The following is a 15,304-nucleotide window of genomic DNA, read 5'->3' on the forward strand; positions in this document are numbered from 1 at the left end:
CATATAATTCAGAGGGTGAGAAGGCATGCTAAGACGTAAACTACTATATCTTCTTTTAACTGTACCACTATATGCTTGGCTCATTAGCATGACGAAAATAGAGTTGATGGCTCTATTTTTAGGATATGTATTCATCTTTTCCCAATTAAATCGAATACAAGAGCAATCTATTTTAGAAGTATGTATATTTTCGATTAGTATAGAATTATTTAGTATCGTTTCGATTGTGTTATTAAACGAGTTATTTCGGGGGATTTATTCATTTGAATTAATGAAATTTGGAAATATTGTATTGCAAGTAATATGTGCTTATATTGTGTTTGTTGTGCTAGAAAAAATAATCGGACAACAGACGGTTTTTCAGGATAAAAGAAAATGGGAGTGATTCAAAAAAGGAGCCAAACGGCTCCTTTTTTGAATCTGTTGTAAAAACAATTGAAAAATATGACAGCTGTTATATAATAGTTAAAAATTGTATTTTTAATGAAAAGAGATGATAGTATGGCCATATTGTTGGCACTTATCCCGATTATGATGATTTTCATTTGTTTGTTTTTGTTTAAACAAACGTCATTAAGAGCCTCATTAATCTCTTATGCCGTTTCTGTCGGAATCGTTTTACTCTCGCCAACGTTTCAATTAGGGATAAGTGAAACTGTACACGCAACAATTAAAGGGTGGTTAATTTGTTTTATTGTCGGATACGTTTTGTTTTTCGGTATTTTTTTATTTCACCTCATGAACAAAATGGGGTACATCGATCAAGTAGCACGATTTCTAGAACAAGTCACGCGCGATCGATTATTACAAATGCTTCTAATGTGTTTTGGTATTTGTCCACTTATTGAATCGGTAAGTGGATTCGGTATTGGTTTTATGGTCGCAGCGCCGATCTTTCTTTCGTTAGGCTATAAACCATTTCAAGCTGTACTGCTCTCGTTTATCGGTTTACTTGCAAGTTCATGGGGCGCGATGGCAACGGGTACGATTATCGGTTCGCAGCTTATTAACATGCCGCTCACAACTCTTGGCACAAATACAGCATTATTAAGCATCCCGATTTTTGCATACTTTATCTTCCTTTCTTTATACGTTGTCGGTGGCTTTCAGGCAGTTATAGAAAAGTGGAAGGAAGGCGTTGGTTTCTTTCTATTATTTTCTCTCGGAATCTATCTTTCTAACGCATACGTAAGTGTTGAACTAGCAGGGATATTAAGTTCTATCGTTACCATTACATTTGGCTTTCTTATCATAAAATTAAAAGGGAAAAATGAACAAAACCTTTTAACAGAACATGCGGCGGCTACGGAGAGGGAAGTATCCATTATAAAAATTATTAGCCCTTATATATTCTTAACAGTTTGTATTTTACTATCTCGCCTCGTTCCTGCATTACATGATTTGCTCAGGTCATATGCGGTTCTCGATTTAAAATCATACTCTTACAAACTAGAGCTACTATATTCGCCAGGATTTTGGCTCGCCATGACGTGTTTGTTTACAATTATTTTCTTCCGCATTCCATCTAATATTATGAAACAATCACTCTCGCAAACGATAAAACAATGGATTCCTTTCGCAATTACAACGACTATGTTCATTGCGATTTCAGAACTAATGGGGGCATCTGGCATGCATTCATTACTTGCAAAAACAGCTGGTGAAACATTTGGTACATTTTTCGTTTTCATTGCTCCATTCATTGGCGGAATCGGCGGCTTTTTAACTGGTAGTAACGCAGGATCAAATGCGATGTTTATAAAACTCCAAATGCAAACAGCACAAAACGTAGCACTTCCGTGGCAATACGTCACAACACTTCAAAACACCGCATCATCAGTAGCGACAATCGCTTGCCCATCACGTATTACGCTTGGTGCTTATTTATGTAATATACCGTATCGTGAAAATGAACTATTAAAGAAGACGACGTTAATGATTTTTGGTGCGGTGTTGCTTGTAGTGGTGGAGGTGATTTTTTGGTATATGTTGAAAAAATAAAAAATCCTCCTGGCAAAGGAGGATTTTCTTTTTATATGGATAATGCCTTAAGTATGAAAAGCTTCTACTAAATGAATAGGAGATGAAAGAGATGCCCTTAAAAAACTACGGTGTATTAAAAGGTACAGTTGTACAATCTAAGATTGGAAAAGGGAAAACACCTCATTATCAAGTTCATTTACAAGGCGAAGCAGGAGTAGATTATCGCATTGCAATTAACGTGAAGTCGCAAAGTTATCCGTCAGAAGTTTTATATTTTGCGAGCGACAATATTTGGTCAGAGGCGATTCATATTTTACCGATATTACCATTCGGTTTTACAGAAATAAAAAACAATGAACCGAAAGTGGCCTTAGATTATGTAAGAGGTAATTTATTTGACTCAAAGAAAATGATTCCTTTACCTGCTGAAAGAGCAGGAGTTGATAATGATTTAAATGAAAAGATAGAACGTTATATAAAACGAGCGATAGAGGAAAAAGTAATTATTTACGCGTTTGGGGAAAGGTGGGGACCAGAAGAAACAGTGCCTGATTCATATTTCCACTTTAAACCTGGAAACGGTATACACGATATTCATATGAATCAAGGGAATGTAGAGAAATGGCAAGGTGATGATGGCATATGGCAAGACGGTGGGATATTGATTCACTTTGAGAAGAAGGAAGAGTGGATTGGTATTTTTCTTGCTTTTCAGTCGCAATCATGGTGTACCGATGAAGAGGGGCATGCTCGTGTTCCGGTTGAGCATTGTGATTATAAGAAAAATAATTAATAAGAAGAGGGCGTTCAAAAAGAACGCCCTCTTCTTATTTTATAAAACCCAAAACTAACAAGTGTAGAAATACAAGAGAAAAGAAGCGCTACACTAGAAAATGCAATGAGATACATATTATATTTCATCATTTTGCCGATTAGTTGGTTACTATCATACTGAAAAAGTCCTGCTATTATATTGAATAAAAATAATATGATAAACATGACGATGACACCGTCTATTGATCCTTTAATGTCTGGTTTACTTAAAGCAATATGTGCAGAAATACAAATAGCGATAAATAAAAATAACCAAAAAGAAGGGGTCAATAAATTGCTCATTGTAAACAAGCTTTTTAATAAAAAGAATGTTGATAAAAACATGTTTTGGATCATGTCTAAGTTAATAGAAGTCGATGCAACAGTTGTTTCGAGAGTCGTATTAAATAAAGAATATGACTCTGGTACGAAATAGCGCATTAAAAGTATTAAGGCAGTAATACCAGAAATAATAGGGCCAATTCCAATGAAGAAATTCCCAATGCGTTGATATACACTTTTTTGATTGTATTGATGTTGTACGTAGCCTAAAGCACCTTGACTTGTATCTGTCGGGAAAAACTGTGTTGCTACAATTTTATGACGAAATAGTACACACATAATTGCATGTCCAAGTTCATGAATAGGAACGCCGATCCATGCAGTTAAAAGGAAGCCTTTCCTACCAAAAGCTCTCGACCAATACGTTCGTGTGAGAGATTCTAAATAACCTAATATAAATCCAATTACAATGACGACACCAATTAAAGAAAATAATTGGATCACGCTTGTAAGGAGTGTTTGAAAAATCGAGTTTACAAATTCCACTGTCTTCATCCAATCTTTTAAAAATGTTATTTGCTCTGTTTCATAATAACATTATTTTTCTATATTACTAGCACACATAGTTTCGTTTAAAAGAAGGATTTCATATTCTTTTTCTTGTAGTCATGTTTTATGTCCAAAGTCATATATTGAATTTGTAACACCCTATAAGGTATATGCTTAAGGAGGGATGAGAGAATGAAATGTCCGGCGTGTCATACAGAAAATGCAGCGGAAGCAAAGTTTTGCGGGAATTGTGGACATTCGTTAACGGAAGAAGTGGTAGAGAGTGGTGGGCAGGAAGAAGGACAGCTATCGCGCAAGGAACAAGTAAAGGAAACTCGCCCAAATGAAACAGTAGAGCAAGCAAAACAATTTGCAAGTGGCTATTTTCAGTTCTTTAAAAATGCTTTTAAATCACCATCGGCCGTTATGAAAAGTGGAAATATTGAAGTACGAAATGGAATTACAAGCCTTGTACTTATTTGTTTTTTAGGAGCATGTATTTTTTATAGATTGATGAGTGCTGGGGCAGCAGTTACGAGAACGTTAGTGCCAGATGTTTCTACTCCTACATTTTTTGGAGAAGCTGTAACGGTCTTTTTCTTTTTATTGATTTTAACTTTGTTTGTCGGATTTATTATTTTTGTAAGTGGTAAGATGATGAAATCTTCTTTTTCATTTCTTGAAGTATTCGGCGTATGGGGAACGATAGCAACGCCGGCTATCGCTATATTAGTTCTTACTTTTCTTTTTAGTTTCCTATTAATCTTTTTCTTACCGATATTATTATCTGTAGCTACAACTTATATAGGGATTAGTATAACCGTTGCCATATTAAAATTAGACAACGGCGGATTAGATCTTGTTTACACACTTATTATCGCAAATGTTTTAATTGGAATCGCAACATTCATTGTACTTTGGTCTTACATTAGCACGATAATTCAAACCATTACACAGGGATTAACTGGCTTCTAACGAAAAGGTGGTTGAATGGATGAATGTATGTACAAAGTGTGGAGCTCAGTATGAAGATGGAGTGCAATTTTGCCAAAACTGCGGGATGAAGAGGGGAAGTCTTGTAGTAAAGAAGAAAATGAGCGGCGGTACAAAAGTTGGCATTACACTCTTAACATTACTTGTTATAGTAATTGTTGGATTGTATTTGTATGGATCATCGTATTATAAGCAGACGGCACAAGTAGACCGAATGATTACTATTTTACAAGAGAGGGACGGGGAGGAATTAGCTGAGATCATCACGGCAGATGATCCAGCCGTTATTATCACGAGAGAGAGTGTAACGCCTCTATTTTCATATATAAACGAAAATCCATCTTACGTGAATGAATTGAAAGAATATTTGAGGCAAGGTGAAAAACAAGGGGATGGAATAGAGAGAGCAGATTTTTCTTTAACGAAAGACGGGAAGTATTTCTTTATATTTGATCGGTATAAATTGAAAGCGAAGACGTATTATACGACTTTGCTTACAAATGAAAAAGGTACATTATTAAAAATGAACGGAAAAGAAATTGATAAGACAAATGATAAAAAGTTTGAGAAGCAATATGGACCGTTTCTTCCAGGGGCTCAAGTGTTTCAAGCGGAATATAAAAATGACTATGTAAAACTATCAAGAGAGGAAAAGGTTGTACTTATAAAACAAAGTCAAAATAATGTAACGGTAGATTTAACGTTGCAAGGGCAATATATTACAGTTCAAACGAATGCGCCTGGTGCAACATTATATGTGAATCAAAAGCCGGTTACAGCGTTGACCGGAGAAGAAATTACGTGGGGACCGGTAGCGACTGATGGAAGTGCGGCGATTTATTTAGAACGAAATGGAGAAAACGGAAGGGAAACGACAAAGGTAGAAACGGTAACGGCACTTTCGGCTTATAATCTTCCATTTCAAAAGAAAAGTGTAGAAAAAACAGTTGTTTACAATGTTAATCCGCCGCCTACTACTCATTATGTATATAATGGTTTCATCTTCCCTGATAGTGATATTCGAAAATTAACGAGTGCGGACTTAACATATTTATCGAAAGAACAGTTGAAAATTGCTAGAAATGAAATATATGCAAGGCATGGACATATGTTTCAAACGAAAGATATGCAAGCTTATTTTTCAAAACAGTCTTGGTACAGAGAAAATCCGTATTTTACAGGAGTGTTAACTAATATTGAATCTTATAATGTTGAACTGATTAAATCAAGAGAATAGAGTGCATGAAAAAGGTACAGTGTATATTACTGTACCTTTTCTATGGTTGTTTAGCGGGACCAGGATCCCTGGAGAAAAAGATGTGAAAGAGGAATGTGACTTTACTTGCTCCTCCTGATGTACTAGCTTGCACATCAGATAATGCACTAGATGTTAAAACACCTTCAGAATGAGGCGGTACGACTATTTTGAGGGCATCATCTGATTCTGATGATGCAGTAACTGTTATTGTATCATCAGATAAGTTCAAAATTTTAACAGTACCGATTGGTAAGATGGACTTGCCAGCGTGTGATGCTGAAGCGAAGCGAGAGCCTTTCCAAATAGTTTGTGCGAAAGTCTCGTCGTTAGATAACCAAGCACGAGCGCTGTATAATGTTGCGTTAATGGAAAATTCTTGGTCAAGTGACACGGCGGGTTTCGGTTCTAGTGGTTCCTCTGGAAGCTGGGCGAGAAGGCCGGCACACATGTATGTTTCACCTACTTTCAATAGTAACTGTTATAGCATATTAAATTTCTGGTTTATAAGACACGACGGTTACCTATTAAAGCATAGTTTTGTGCACCAAATTTGTAGATTAAATTCTTTTTCTTTACAATTTAAGTAGGTGTTATTTCTATAAAATATGGAAATCGTAAAGAGTATGTAAAAAGAAGGAGTGGTAAAGTGAACTATGTCATTATTGGTGGGGATGCAGCTGGTATGAGTGCAGCGATGCAAATTGTTAGAAATGATGAAACTGCAAATGTTGTAACGTTAGAAAAAGGTGAAATCTATTCATACGCTCAGTGCGGATTACCGTATGTGATTAGCGGTGTTATCGCCTCTACTGAAAAGTTAATTGCACGCGATGTAAAGACGTTTCGTGATAAATATGGAATTGATGCGAAAGTGCGTCATGAAGTAACGAAAGTAGATACTGAAAAGAAAATTGTGTATGCAGTACATACGAAGACGAAAGATGTATTTGAATTTTCATATGACCGTTTATTAATTGCAACTGGTGTACGCCCTGTTATGCCGGATTGGGAAGGTAAAGATTTACAAGGTGTTCACCTTTTAAAAACAATTCCGGACGCTGAGCGCATATTAAGTACACTTGAAACGAATAAAGTTGAAGATGTGACAATTATTGGCGGCGGTGCAATTGGTCTAGAGATGGCAGAAACATTTGTAGAACTTGGTAAGAAAGTAAGAATGATTGAGCGAAACGATCATATTGGCACAATTTATGATGCCGATATGGCGGAATATATACATAAAGAAGCAGACAAACATAATATTGAAATTTTAACAAATGAGAATGTAAAAGCGTTTAAAGGAAAAGCAAGAGTAGAACAACTGGAGACGGATAAAGGGACCTATAAAGCAGATCTTGTTTTAGTATCTGTTGGTGTACAGTCAAATACTGATTTTCTTGAGGGGACAAATATACGTAAAAATCATAAAGGGGCAATTGAAGTAAATGCTTATATGCAAACAAATGTGCAGGACGTATATGCAGCTGGTGATTGTGCAACACATTACCATGTTATAAAGGAAATTCATGATCATATCCCGCTCGGAACGACTGCCAATAAACAAGGGCGACTTGCCGGACTTAATATGGTTGATAAACGAAGAGCATTTAAAGGTACGTTAGGTACAGGCATTATTAAATTTATGAATCTGACGCTCGCAAGAACAGGCTTAAATGAAAAAGAGGCGAAAGGACTAAACATCCCGTATAAAACGGTCAAAGTAGATTCAACAAATATGGCAGGTTATTACCCAAGTGCCAAACCACTTTACTTGAAATTACTATATCACGCCGATACGAAACAATTGTTAGGCGGTCAAGTAATTGGAGAAGAGGGCGTAGATAAACGTATTGATGTTATCGCAATGGCACTCTTCAATAAAATGAGTATTCACGATTTAGAAGATGTCGACTTAAGTTACGCACCACCATATAACAGCGTTTGGGATCCAATTCAACAAGCAGCAAGGAGAGCGGAATAGCACTTTTTTAAGTGCTATTTTTTCGTTAAAGGGGAGTAATCTTTTTAATCGAATAATAAAGATGGGGAAAGGGTTACATGTAAGGAAGGGGATCTTTAAAAACGGTTGTGGCACTTCAAAAAGTTCAAGAATCAGAAAAAATGATTTTACGTAACTTATATTCACTATATCTTCATGACCTCTCTAAATTTACGACTAATATAACGATTGGAGCGGATGGTTTTTTTGAATACGAAGATTTAGACATGTTTTGGAAAAATGACGGAATCACTCCGTATTTTATAAAAGTTGATCATAGTATTGTAGGATTTTTATTACTATTGGAACGCCCATTTTTGAAGAAAGAAAACGACTTTAGTATTAATGATATTTTCATATTGAATCAATATAAGGGAAAAGAAATCGGAAAGAAGGTTATTGAAAATTTACTAGAAGAGAAACGAGGACAATATTTCGTTATTGAACTTACAAAAAATATACCGGCTGTTTCTTTTTGGAAGAAAGTATATAGAGAGCTGAAAATTGAATTTGACGAGCGAACACAGCTAATTGATGATGAAGAATGCCTCGTTCAGACGTTTAAAATATAATGAAATAGGTGCCCCTGATATATTACTTTGAAATTTAACTTTATCCCGCTATTTGCCGGGCAGTAAGACTCCCACCTCAAAATTCGGCTGGAGCAAAGAAGTTAGATGGGAGTCGTGCTGCCCATAAATGCCCGATTGGTGAGGGCTGATTAAAGTTTCACTTTATTTTGAATATACCGTTCACCCTTGAAAACATAGTACGTATAGCTTATATTGTCATATAGTATTTATTTTTTAATAAAGCAATGAACGAACCAGGGGGTACAACATGGCAATTAACATGAAAACAATCGAAGAATGGATTGCTGAATCAAATGCAAGAAACGAAGAAGACTTAGGAAACGTTGTTGAAGAGATGAAAGAAGTATGTGTCGGACTTGATAACGCGACATTAATTTATACGAAAAATGTATTTTGTTTCGGTAAGAAAGTAGAAGTATTGTTCTTCTTCCAAGATCATGTTGTTATCGGACAAGAAAAAGACGAATATATTGAGATTGAAAAATTAAAGTATGATGCCATTACAAATAGTAATTTAAAAACAAATGACAAAAATACAACGTTAGAATTAAAGTTTGCTAACGGACAATCTATCGATTTAGACAGTCTAAATGATAACTACGGTACGAAAAATTGGTTATTTGCAAGACAAATTAAGAGTATCTTTAAATTAATCTAGTGAAAAAGCAGGCCTTGAAAGGTCTGCTTTTTTACTTGTTTCCTATTACACAAAGGCAACCTCTTTCTTCATAACATTTTACACTTTTAAATCCCGTCTTATAAAAAAGGTTTACTAATTCTTCTGTTGTCTTAAATTCATCCATATGATATTGAATTTTGAAAGTTTCGGCCACTAATAAAAAGAATCCATTCGGTTTTAATATGCGAAATACTTCTTTTATATCGTGTTTAACGTCAGGCCAGAAGTAGTGGGTTTGAAAGGCGGTAATGAGATCGAAGCAATTCGCATGATGTGGAATAGAAGAGACGCTTGCTTTTTGAACAGTTACTTTTTGTGTTTGTACATCTTTCATATTCGTATGTATAGAATCTTTCACAGCTTGATCGGAGTAATCAATTCCATATATTTTACCAAACGGAGTTAGTCTCGAAAGCGTATGTATTGTTTTACCACCCCCACAACCAATATCTAAAATAACTGCATCTTCACGTATATGTATTTTTTGTAAAGCCCAATTTGTTAGTCTCGTATGTGCAGAGTTCATAATACAAAGCATTGAGGAACCGATTGTCCCACGAGGATTTTTCGCTTGTTTGATTAAACGTTGTAAAATGCCCAATTTAAACGCTCCTTTCATGTAAGAATATATACTCATTTCGCTTTTAATAATTTAACTCCTCTAAAAAAAGCACGCCATCAACCGGCGTGCTTCTAATTATACAAATACCCCTTCAACCAATTACGCGCTCGATACGCCCCAACCGGAATTTGAATGAGAGACGTTTCATTGCCGCCGTCTATTCCGTACAATTGATCGCATGAATTTGTATCAAAACTAAGTAAAGGGTGGCCACCCATTCCCATATCAGTCGCAGCTAAAACGAGTTTATGAACGAGCATGCCGGCTTCCATTTGATGAATTCGATATCCTCTATAACCTAATTTACTTTTATAGTAATCTTTATTTCCGATTACATGTAGACAAAGTGGTACTTGAAAAAGATTTACGTTATCCATCGTCATACTTGATTGAAGGGAATAACGAAGATCTCCATACCGTATTGGCTGTATGGAATGCGATTTACTGTTATAAGCGTAAGCACCGTTTTCAATACCTTTTACGTTATAAAAACATCCATATAATGAGACACGTGCGTGTTCATTTAAAGAATTGCCATCAAGATCGTTGTAATAAGGGAAGGCGAGGCTCGCTTCTTGTAATAAAGTAGCAAGTGAACGAGTATCCCATTTTGTTAAAGTAAAGTCAGCATCAGGTGAATATCGCTTTTTACAAAGATGTAAGAAATCATAGGATAACCGTTCCACTTTAGGTAGCTGTACAGCGTGTGCACTGTATTGCTGTCGATTTTCTTGAGTTAATGTTTGGAAGTGTTCTGTCGATTCAATCATAGAAGCTGCGTTAACTTTTGTTATCATCGGATATTCATCTACATGCTTTGAGCGAACGAAATGCTCATGTGTTAAAGGCGGGATTTGCTGCAACAAGTCATGAGAAGTAACAGTTGTATTTTCACGGTAATCATTATGAAACCAATCTTTATGCGGTTCTGTACTTAGAGGAATAACACCATACACATTTTCCTCGCCTTCAGACAGTCCAAGTAAATGATTCATTGCTCGGTCTAGAAACTGAAAATATACTCCATTTGTGTAACCGAATTGTTTTGCACATTCAAGTAATTGCCCGATTAGAACACCACTATCTAACCCTTGAAGCCGGTATGAAAAGTTATTGTATTTAAAGAAGTTTTTCCAAAACATAGTGGATACGAATACTGCGCCAAAACAAGAATGTATGTTACAACGATTGCCGAGTGCTTCTGTAAGATAAGAATCGAAATTTCCCTCACGAAGTAAGATAAGACGGTGATGCGCGGCGTCATAATGGTAAATGCCGTCTGGATAATGATCAATTCTTAAATATATATATAATTCATTTGGATATAAAGCACCCCCAGAAGGGATGAATCTTCGAAATAGAGTCGTTGTTTTATTATTTTCTAGGCTAGTAGTAGGTTGACATAATTGTGTTAAACCAAATGAGTACCAAAGGTAATGTCCGATTTCCTCTAAGTTAGGTTTAGTAGAAGAGTTCCGCAAAGTTAATGGGATTTCTAAAGAGAGAGGGATGACTGGTAAATTTCGATATAATTTATAAGGAAGCGGTGCATCTTCCCAGTCTACCTCATGATTCGGCATAATTTCATCAATAGAAAAATGGAGATGATGTAAAAAAGCATCCAGCTGCATGAAATCCCCTCCTTTACTATGGAAACGGGTGTGGATGTGGATTTAATTGTTCATTCGTTAAAGGCTCAGCCATATATCCAAGTGTCATCGGTACGATATACACTCTATCCAGTCCTGTAATCCGAGTGAGATGATGTCCGAATGTCATTGGAAGCATGCCTGGAATTAATACTTTTACACAATGTAATCCGTTCTTTTCTATGAGAGGAACGGTTTGATCTACAACGATTACTTCAAGTCCAGATTGATGTAACCTGTTTAAAAGTTGATGAAGATCAGATGTTAAATCCATATCAAATGAATGTAATGCCCTCATTTCTTGAAACGTTTGCACCGGAGCATTTTCACGTAAAAGGAAGTGAAGACGTTCTTCCGCTTCTTTCAATCCGTACAGCATACTATGGTCTTCCATTTTATTAACGAGATAAGAATCTTGTAAGCAATTTTCGTAATACTCTCTTTTTTGCTGGAGCTCATCGTCTGTTATTAGTAACATGCCAGCTATTTCGTGAATCGCACTCTTTAGAGCACGGATTGGGTCTAAATGAGCGCCTCCCGCACAAACGACGTTCATTCCATTTTCACGTGTATTTTTTGCAATGACCCATAAGCTCGGGATACCATGCTCCATCGTCGCGTTAAAAGCGTATAATTCATACCCCGTAATCGTGTGTAACCGCTGGATCATTAATTGTAATTCTGTATCATTTGCTGAATTAAGATCAAGACGGGGAAGAGGTAATTCTGTATACCAAGTGAGTAAAAAGGCGTCACGCTCTACAATTTCTAAAATGCCGTGAAAAATTGCTTCTTCTAAACTACCACCAATTGCACATCCATTTGATGTTTCATATACGAAAGCATCTCGATGACCGAGGCTATAATAAGCGATTGATTCTGGAACTAAAAGGGGCCTGTTTTGTGATAAAGAATATCCCCATACCCAGTTTTGCTCATAATCAGGATCAAATGGTTTAAACGGAAAACTATCACGGTTGTAATGTTCATTTGTATGTACACCGAGTGTGAGGGGATTCAGTGCATGATCCTCTAAATCATGAAAACTACCATGCACATTTGTCTTTTTCCCGCGAGGTGACATACCGCAATATCGTTCTAAACCTTCTAAAATAGCAGTTGCCTCACTCAGTGCAAATGAATGAGTTCGGCCTGCAACACCTTCATTTCCGAACAGTAACGGCATGTTTATAATGACGTCAGCAAATGGCAATAAAGAATGCTGCATTTTTCCATTCAAAATACCAGTCCGGTAATCTAAATAGTCTCTCGTTAAAAATGTGTTTAGCTCATGAATAGAACGACAGCGATACGCTTCAGTACTTGTTTTTAAGCTCGGCTGTAAAGAAATCTCTGCCGCATCCGCAGTATCATTAGGTAAATTACTACATACAGGACAGAGAGGATCTGGAAGGAACGAATGCCGCATACATTGCAGGGTTTGTAAGTTTAGTAAAATGAGTTCATTTTCTAAAGAAGAATGTCCGTGAGCTAATATTTTCTCCGTTTCAGCATGAATGAGCTGGCACATTTGTAACATACCATTTTGAGTAGCGCGTACATCACGCCTCGTCTCGTTATCCGCTTTTAACGCATATTTCCGCTGTAGTTCCCACATTTCTTTTTGATCAAATCCAGCGATAAAGCGTCGTCCATCGGCACAATGGGTACATCCCGTTGCAAGAGGGTCAATGTAAGGACCGATAACGCCTTCACCAAATGAAGTAAATGCACGAAGCCACGGAATATGGTTCGAACGAAATGTCAGCTCAGCATCATGATGAATAGTAGAAGGAGAGCCGTCATGTAATACGAGAGCGAGGTGAATATTTTCAGGCATTTCGTCTGTAATTGTATGTTGGCGAATGATGGAATATTGTTTGCATAATTGATCATGTACATAGTCTACAAGTAGGCCATCTCCTGTAAGTAATATATTTTGAATCATAGACCGTCCTCCTTTGCAATTAATACCCCGTATACACCGTCTAAGTTGTCTCTTAAAAATGATTCAATAGCTAAATCAAAAACAAATGGATAAAAATTATTTTCTGCTAAATTTTGTAAGGCGACTTGTAAAGACTGTACGCCTGGAATTTCTTCCTCTTCTTGTATTGCTACTCTAACAGAATCCGTACTATATAAAACAACGGATGATTCTGGCAAAATATTAGCTTTATAAGGAATCTCTTCATTTTGAATATGAAGGAGTGCTTGTTGCAGAGCGTTTCTTAACGCCAATGTTATATTAATATTTGCCGCACCGTACCATCTATCATTTATACCGATCCAAATGACAGGAAAACCGAGTAACTCCTCACTCATTCCCACTTTAGGTATCTCATGAATTGTAGAGAGAGCATCATAGTAAAACCTACAATGTTTATCATGAATTTCGGTTAAATCAAGCTCTGTAACTTCTTCTAGCATATGTGATTGGCGTTCACACAACTTATTATTTAAATGTTTTTGCAGTGCACGGTATACACCTTCTATCATCGTTTCCCCAGCACCAATACCGATATCAGTATGTTCGGGGATAAGGCGATGAATCATTTCAGCTACATACGTTTCAACTCCTGTTAAACCAGCTTCGCGGCGTGCTTCATTATGAGTTAAACCACCACAAGTTATAGTAGGAAGGGGAGAGGTAGGTCCGTCTGATAATGGATTTGCAACTTGAATATAGCATTGTGATAAAGGTAATTGGTGCAAATCTTGTTCATCCCACATGTGGAATATGCCAGCTTCTTTAGAAGTTAATGTATCAAAAAAACGAAAAAGTTCAGTTGAAGTATATTGTCCAGAACGATGGGCAAGGTTTTCTTGAAGATTTTGCACTGTATCAATTGTAAAGGTTTCATCGGTTGCGAGAAGATGCTTTATAAAAGGGTGCCACTTTCCTTCAAGTGTTTCAAAGTTTAATAAAAAGAATTGAGGATTATGCTGCCGGTGTAAATCGTCAGCGACATGTTTAAATAATTCAAAAACGATAATATTTGCTAACATTGCAGATGTAATTGGTGAGAACGGCTCGGGCGGATTTTCATTTTGTAAAGTAGTTTCGTGTAGACGATGCCATGCGGATTCCCAGCATTCTTCACGATCTGCTATTACGACGGGACCAGCTAAACCGACCCTTGATAAGCAAATAGCTGGTATGAAATTTTTCCCCTCATCTCTACAAATAGCATGTATTGCTCTTAAACTTTCAATATCTCCATTTTGAGAAACGTATAAAATCCAGTCGAAAGGCTCGAATACTTCATGTAAAGGACGATCCATTGTCGTATCTATTTCTTGAATAATTACATTGTCATCAAGTTCATATGCACGTTCTACTAGTTCATGAATTCGGTCGTAATTTGTTTCCGTATAATCTGTGACAAGGTAATGAAATTTAGGTAATCCGGATTCTAGTAAAGAAGAAACTAAGGAAGTAAGCATATCCCCAGAACCAATTATAAGGACATTTGCCGCACGATACGTCTCGAATTTTAAAGCGCCTGAATGAGAATCGGCTTCTAAAAATTCAATTTGAGAAGCGTACCTGTCGAGTAACGCACTGTTTAATTCATGAGGAGCATCTTGACTTACATCACGGACGAAACCATTTTCATATAAAATCTCTCCAATTTCAAATACACGATTTTGATAGGGGAGAGGGAGACCATCGGTTATTTCTGTCAAAGAATGATTACCGTTAAACATAGGCATTAATTTCTCAATCCAGTCATAAATTCCATCACCATCCATACGGAATGAACTGGAGTTATTTCGAAAGTAAACACCCCCGTTTGAATCGGGGAGGAAGAAAGTATCCTTATTTGCTTTAAGTTTTGCATGAACTGGAAGGTTATTCATGTTTATCCCCCTTACGCTTT

At 36.6% G+C, this 15,304-nt stretch carries 14 protein-coding genes; 8 read left to right on the forward strand and 6 right to left on the reverse strand.

Annotation, left to right across the window (positions count from 1 at the left end):
* The first annotated feature begins 25 nt into the window (after window positions 1–25).
* The 3 genes from MRBLBA3_RS04740 to MRBLBA3_RS04750 all read left to right on the forward strand — a co-directional run bounded on the left by MRBLBA3_RS04740 (window position 26) and on the right by MRBLBA3_RS04750 (window position 2,776).
* Window positions 26–385, forward strand: coding sequence for a DUF4029 domain-containing protein (locus MRBLBA3_RS04740; protein ID WP_044741003.1), 360 nt, complete (start codon window positions 26–28; stop codon window positions 383–385).
* A gap of 116 nt (window positions 386–501) precedes the next feature.
* Window positions 502–2,001, forward strand: a complete 1,500-nt coding sequence (locus MRBLBA3_RS04745; protein WP_363379953.1) for an L-lactate permease — start codon at window positions 502–504, stop codon at window positions 1,999–2,001.
* Between the two features lie 91 nt (window positions 2,002–2,092).
* Window positions 2,093–2,776, forward strand: coding sequence for a YukJ family protein (locus tag MRBLBA3_RS04750; protein ID WP_363379956.1), 684 nt, complete (start codon window positions 2,093–2,095; stop codon window positions 2,774–2,776).
* A gap of 14 nt (window positions 2,777–2,790) precedes the next feature.
* On the opposite strand, the gene MRBLBA3_RS04755 is transcribed toward MRBLBA3_RS04750, so the two are convergent.
* Window positions 2,791–3,624, reverse strand: coding sequence for a hypothetical protein (locus MRBLBA3_RS04755; protein WP_363379959.1), 834 nt, complete (start codon window positions 3,622–3,624; stop codon window positions 2,791–2,793).
* Between the two features lie 195 nt (window positions 3,625–3,819).
* Here MRBLBA3_RS04755 and MRBLBA3_RS04760 point away from each other — a divergent pair, with 195 nt between their 5' ends.
* Together MRBLBA3_RS04760 and MRBLBA3_RS04765 are read left to right on the forward strand one after the other, a co-directional pair.
* The gene (locus MRBLBA3_RS04760; protein WP_363379962.1) at window positions 3,820–4,602 is read left to right on the forward strand and encodes a zinc ribbon domain-containing protein; all 783 of its coding nucleotides are present in this window, start codon (window positions 3,820–3,822) and stop codon (window positions 4,600–4,602) included.
* Between the two features lie 19 nt (window positions 4,603–4,621).
* Window positions 4,622–5,857 carry a TcaA 3rd/4th domain-containing protein gene (locus MRBLBA3_RS04765; protein WP_363379965.1) on the forward strand — a complete coding sequence of 412 codons (1,236 nt, stop codon included), beginning with the start codon at window positions 4,622–4,624 and terminating at the stop codon, window positions 5,855–5,857.
* Between the two features lie 40 nt (window positions 5,858–5,897).
* On the opposite strand, the gene MRBLBA3_RS04770 is transcribed toward MRBLBA3_RS04765, so the two are convergent.
* On the reverse strand, window positions 5,898–6,326 hold the full coding sequence (locus MRBLBA3_RS04770) for a hypothetical protein (protein WP_363379968.1): 429 nt from the start codon (window positions 6,324–6,326) through the stop codon (window positions 5,898–5,900).
* A 198-nt stretch (window positions 6,327–6,524) separates the two neighbouring features.
* Between MRBLBA3_RS04770 and MRBLBA3_RS04775 the strand changes: the two genes are divergently transcribed.
* The 3 genes from MRBLBA3_RS04775 to MRBLBA3_RS04785 all read left to right on the forward strand — a co-directional run bounded on the left by MRBLBA3_RS04775 (window position 6,525) and on the right by MRBLBA3_RS04785 (window position 9,128).
* Window positions 6,525–7,859 (forward strand): FAD-dependent oxidoreductase, encoded by a 1,335-nt coding sequence (locus MRBLBA3_RS04775; protein ID WP_363379971.1) that lies wholly within the window; start codon window positions 6,525–6,527, stop codon window positions 7,857–7,859.
* A gap of 140 nt (window positions 7,860–7,999) precedes the next feature.
* Window positions 8,000–8,449 carry a GNAT family N-acetyltransferase gene (locus MRBLBA3_RS04780; RefSeq protein WP_363380164.1) on the forward strand — a complete coding sequence of 150 codons (450 nt, stop codon included), beginning with the start codon at window positions 8,000–8,002 and terminating at the stop codon, window positions 8,447–8,449.
* 268 nt (window positions 8,450–8,717) lie between these two features.
* Window positions 8,718–9,128 carry a DUF3908 family protein gene (locus MRBLBA3_RS04785; RefSeq protein WP_212089679.1) on the forward strand — a complete coding sequence of 137 codons (411 nt, stop codon included), beginning with the start codon at window positions 8,718–8,720 and terminating at the stop codon, window positions 9,126–9,128.
* A 31-nt stretch (window positions 9,129–9,159) separates the two neighbouring features.
* Here MRBLBA3_RS04785 and MRBLBA3_RS04790 read toward each other — a convergent pair whose 3' ends face one another.
* The 4 genes from MRBLBA3_RS04790 to MRBLBA3_RS04805 form a co-directional block, all read right to left on the reverse strand.
* The gene (locus MRBLBA3_RS04790) at window positions 9,160–9,750 is read right to left on the reverse strand and encodes a class I SAM-dependent methyltransferase (RefSeq protein WP_363379974.1); all 591 of its coding nucleotides are present in this window, start codon (window positions 9,748–9,750) and stop codon (window positions 9,160–9,162) included.
* A 92-nt stretch (window positions 9,751–9,842) separates the two neighbouring features.
* Entirely contained in the window at window positions 9,843–11,402 is a 1,560-nt protein-coding gene (locus MRBLBA3_RS04795) for a SagB family peptide dehydrogenase (RefSeq protein WP_363379977.1), read from the reverse strand.
* Between the two features lie 16 nt (window positions 11,403–11,418).
* Entirely contained in the window at window positions 11,419–13,368 is a 1,950-nt protein-coding gene (locus MRBLBA3_RS04800) for a TOMM precursor leader peptide-binding protein (protein WP_363379980.1), read from the reverse strand.
* A complete protein-coding gene (locus MRBLBA3_RS04805) occupies window positions 13,365–15,284 on the reverse strand; it encodes a putative thiazole-containing bacteriocin maturation protein (RefSeq protein ID WP_212089683.1) in 1,920 nt (639 codons plus the stop codon). Before MRBLBA3_RS04805 ends, MRBLBA3_RS04800 begins: the two co-directional genes overlap by 4 nt.
* Between the last annotated feature and the right edge of the window lie 20 nt (window positions 15,285–15,304).

Source organism: Bacillus sp. LBA3-1-1.1, from assembly GCF_040676495.1.
Lineage (GTDB): Bacteria > Bacillota > Bacilli > Bacillales > Bacillaceae_G > Bacillus_A > Bacillus_A nitratireducens.

Excerpts from the sequence above, each read along its gene's own strand:
- MRBLBA3_RS04780 (WP_363380164.1), top strand. The coding sequence starts at position 8,000 with ATGATTTTACGTAACTTATATTCACTATATCTTCATGACCTCTCTAAA.
- MRBLBA3_RS04795 (WP_363379977.1), bottom strand. The coding sequence starts at position 11,402 with ATGCAGCTGGATGCTTTTTTACATCATCTCCATTTTTCTATTGATGAA.
- MRBLBA3_RS04765 (WP_363379965.1), top strand. The coding sequence starts at position 4,622 with ATGAATGTATGTACAAAGTGTGGAGCTCAGTATGAAGATGGAGTGCAA.
- MRBLBA3_RS04760 (WP_363379962.1), top strand. The coding sequence starts at position 3,820 with ATGAAATGTCCGGCGTGTCATACAGAAAATGCAGCGGAAGCAAAGTTT.
- MRBLBA3_RS04770 (WP_363379968.1), bottom strand. The coding sequence starts at position 6,326 with ATGTGTGCCGGCCTTCTCGCCCAGCTTCCAGAGGAACCACTAGAACCG.
- MRBLBA3_RS04745 (WP_363379953.1), top strand. The coding sequence starts at position 502 with ATGGCCATATTGTTGGCACTTATCCCGATTATGATGATTTTCATTTGT.
- MRBLBA3_RS04805 (WP_212089683.1), bottom strand. The coding sequence starts at position 15,284 with ATGAATAACCTTCCAGTTCATGCAAAACTTAAAGCAAATAAGGATACT.
- MRBLBA3_RS04785 (WP_212089679.1), top strand. The coding sequence starts at position 8,718 with ATGGCAATTAACATGAAAACAATCGAAGAATGGATTGCTGAATCAAAT.
- MRBLBA3_RS04750 (WP_363379956.1), top strand. The coding sequence starts at position 2,093 with ATGCCCTTAAAAAACTACGGTGTATTAAAAGGTACAGTTGTACAATCT.
- MRBLBA3_RS04800 (WP_363379980.1), bottom strand. The coding sequence starts at position 13,368 with ATGATTCAAAATATATTACTTACAGGAGATGGCCTACTTGTAGACTAT.
- MRBLBA3_RS04740 (WP_044741003.1), top strand. The coding sequence starts at position 26 with ATGCTAAGACGTAAACTACTATATCTTCTTTTAACTGTACCACTATAT.